Origin of the sequence: Mariniflexile fucanivorans (assembly GCF_004341235.1) — a bacterium.
GTDB classification, from domain to species: domain Bacteria; phylum Bacteroidota; class Bacteroidia; order Flavobacteriales; family Flavobacteriaceae; genus Mariniflexile; species Mariniflexile fucanivorans.
Genome location: NZ_SLUP01000014.1, coordinates 1 through 3,176 on the forward strand (window position 1 = coordinate 1; position 3,176 = coordinate 3,176).

The window sequence follows — 3,176 nt, forward strand, 5'->3', positions numbered from 1 at the left end:
CCCAATATATTGCACCAAAAATGTGATTCAAAAAGTTTTTGTCTTTATAAGATTCAGGTTTATGACCTAAAGCAGTATAAAACGATCTTCCTCCTTCATATTCTTGATACCAAGCTATTGGATGCATTTCACCCATGCCTTTTAACGGGATATCATCATAACCCGCAGTAAAATCATAAGTAGTTTCATCAACAGTCAATAGAATATTTAGCTTATCTAAATTCATCTTTTCAAAGTTATACCATTCATCACTACGAAGCCACTTATTTGGTAGATGCCATGTTGCTGGAAAATCACTATTCTCAACGTTTACAATGGCTGCTTGTAATTTTGGATGATTCACAAATTTCGCTCCTACAAGTTCATCAAACCAAGCATTCTCGTTTTCGCCATCTGCTGTTCCGTGTATGCCAACAAAGCCACCGCCTCGTTTCATAAATGCTTTTAAAGCAATCATATGCTTTGGCGTCAAAAAATTGGCATTGGCGTTCATGAATATGACAACATCATATTCTGGTAATTTTTCTATAAGATCATTTGGCCTTTGTGTCCAATCAAATTTAAACTGATTTTCTACTGCCATTTCTTGAAAAGCTTCAACTGCAACAGGGATGGTATTGTAATGCCAAGTATCATGTTGAGTAAACAATAAAACACTAAACTGGTCTTGCGCATTTGTTTTAATCATTGTAAAGAAAAATATAGTTAATAAAAGATACTTCATTGTAAAAGGTTTCATAATCAAACGTTTATTTTAATAATTCATAATAAATATATTCCCAAGCTAAATTAACACTAAATAAAGGAGGGAAACTATACGCTTCCACTTCAGATAAGATATATTGAACTCCAGATATTTTTTGATAGTTGAAAATGTCCTTGAAATCTATTTTCCCACTTTCGCCTAATTCTTTATAATCCTTCACATGCCAACTAATAAATCGGTTGGGATAGGTTTTAAAATAATGAACAGGATTTACACCGCCCACATGCATCCAATATAAATCAGATTGAAAATAGACATACTCAGGATTGGTATTTTGAAGAAAATAATCATAAACGGTTACGCCTTCTACCTTTAAAAATTCATCGGCGTGATTATGATACACAAACTTAAGTCCGTTCTCCATACAAAGTTTTCCAACTTTATTATAATAATTACAATACTCTTGAAGTTCTTTGATCGTCTTAATGCCTTTTAATTTACTATTTGAGGTAGATAGATATTCAACACCTGCTTTTTTATGATCTTGTATCGTTTTATTCCACCACGAATTTATTGCGGTATCATCATTTTTATCTTCAGGATCGAAAAAAGTCATAGAACCCAAAAATTTCATCCTAGATTTTTCAACCATAACCTTAAACTGCTCTGGACTTTGACCATAAAAACCACCTTCTTTATAAACAAAAGTCTCAACATAGCTATACCCCATTCTACCTAACTGAATTAAGGTTTGTTCTGGATTTTTTAGCATATCGTCATGAACAGAAACTAGTTGAATACCAATATTTTTGTTTTTAGGATTATTTTTAATGTATCTGGTTTTCCATAAGGAATTGTTGTTTTTATCAAATCCTTCTAAAATAACATCTGTATTATTCTGAAAGTTAAAATCAACCTTCATTGTTTTATTACCATTGAGATCTCTGTCTTGCATCGACCATTTTTTTTCTGAAGAAAAGGTGCCTTTCCCAGTAAAAAATGCACCTTGTACATTATGACCTGCAGCAAAAACAGTATCAGTAACACGATCATAACCTATAATTTCATAAAGTATAGGATTGTATTGGTTGCTATTATCTTTTTGAAAAACTTCAACCGTGAGCGAATGATTATTGAAATTATTCATACTACTCATTTTTATTTCTGGAAATTTTGCAACACTATCTGTGCTAGGATTCATAGCACTTACCCACTGACCCGAATATTGTCTGAGTCGATCTTTTTGAGAAGACAGCCTATAGTTTTCTTGAGCAAAACTGACAAATGAATTTACAAATAGGATTATATATATCAGTGTTTTCATTTATCTTACTTTTTATCAAGGTGAATAAATAGTGGCTTCTCCATTTCTGTTTTATATGCCTCCAATACAAATGGATTTTTTTCTATACGGGCATCTTTCCAATCATGCCATGGAAAACCATTTTTGTTCGACCAATATTCCCAATCCCAATTGATGTAACAAAATGCTTTTATCCCCGGATTATCATCTAACATTTCGAAAAAAGGTTTAAACCATTTATTCCAAGAAATTTCACCATCTGAAACCCCAACGTATCTTGGTGTACATTCGCCAATCATCACTGGTTTTTTATGAGTATTAGCAGCATCAAAAAAGGTTTGCAAACCAATATGATCAAATTCTTCAGGGCTAAAAATATCAATACCCCACCAATCTACATATTCATTCCCTGGGTAATATGCCATTAATTTTTCAAGACCTATAAAATCAGCCGAACCACCACCCGAACACCAAACCGTAGCCGATTTTATGTTTTTTTCCTCAAATGCTTTAGAAATAGTAATAAAAACTTTTTTATAACTTTCTGGTGAATACCCATTCCAATCGCCTTCAAACTCGTAACCAATCCTAGTAAAGGAAGGTCTGTCTAAATCCAATAGCACTTTATAAAATGCTTGTAATTGTTTGTCATATTTTCCATCAGCCACTTCTTTATCTAAACCTGCCCCTGTATCTTTACCGCCAGTAAATCCTAAACCAATTTGAGGCATCATCCCTTTGGGCAAACTATCTAGAACATGTTTTAAATCTTTCCCCCAACTTTCAATCCTTTTTACTGGTGCGGTTAAATTAACATACGTCATATATATTGCAGGAAACTTATTTTCCCCAACGGCATTTACATAATCCTGAAAGCCATTTTTGTCTTGACCAGCGCCATGATAAATCCCTGTTTGAGGTTCATATTTAGCATTGTAATTAAAACGAAGTTTTGCCTCTTGGCTAATTCCATTTTGTAAAAACAATAAAAGAATAATTAAACTTATTTTACGCGTAAATAATAAACCTCTCATCTTTATAATTTTTAAAATTTATTTTCAATAATGATTGAAAAACCAGCATAGTACTGGCACCAATTTATATTTAGACCGTAATAATTTGTAAGCTTTTTACACACTAGCATACAAATTACTATTTATCTGAACT

General features: G+C 32.5%; 3 protein-coding genes. All 3 read right to left on the reverse strand.

The features are described 5' to 3' along the window. Positions 1-724, reverse strand: a 724-nt coding sequence (locus tag EV196_RS19340; protein WP_243652291.1) for a ThuA domain-containing protein, incomplete at its 3' end; no start/stop codon positions are given. 25 nt (positions 725-749) lie between these two features. After that, a complete protein-coding gene (locus EV196_RS19345; RefSeq protein ID WP_132219436.1) occupies positions 750-2,030 on the reverse strand; it encodes a sugar phosphate isomerase/epimerase family protein in 1,281 nt (426 codons plus the stop codon). Between the two features lie 5 nt (positions 2,031-2,035). Continuing rightward, on the reverse strand, positions 2,036-3,043 hold the full coding sequence (locus tag EV196_RS19350) for a glycoside hydrolase family 26 protein (protein WP_132219437.1): 1,008 nt from the start codon (positions 3,041-3,043) through the stop codon (positions 2,036-2,038). Positions 3,044-3,176 lie beyond the last annotated feature (133 nt).

Excerpts from the sequence above, each read along its gene's own strand:
- EV196_RS19345 (WP_132219436.1), bottom strand. The coding sequence starts at position 2,030 with ATGAAAACACTGATATATATAATCCTATTTGTAAATTCATTTGTCAGT.
- EV196_RS19350 (WP_132219437.1), bottom strand. The coding sequence starts at position 3,043 with ATGAGAGGTTTATTATTTACGCGTAAAATAAGTTTAATTATTCTTTTA.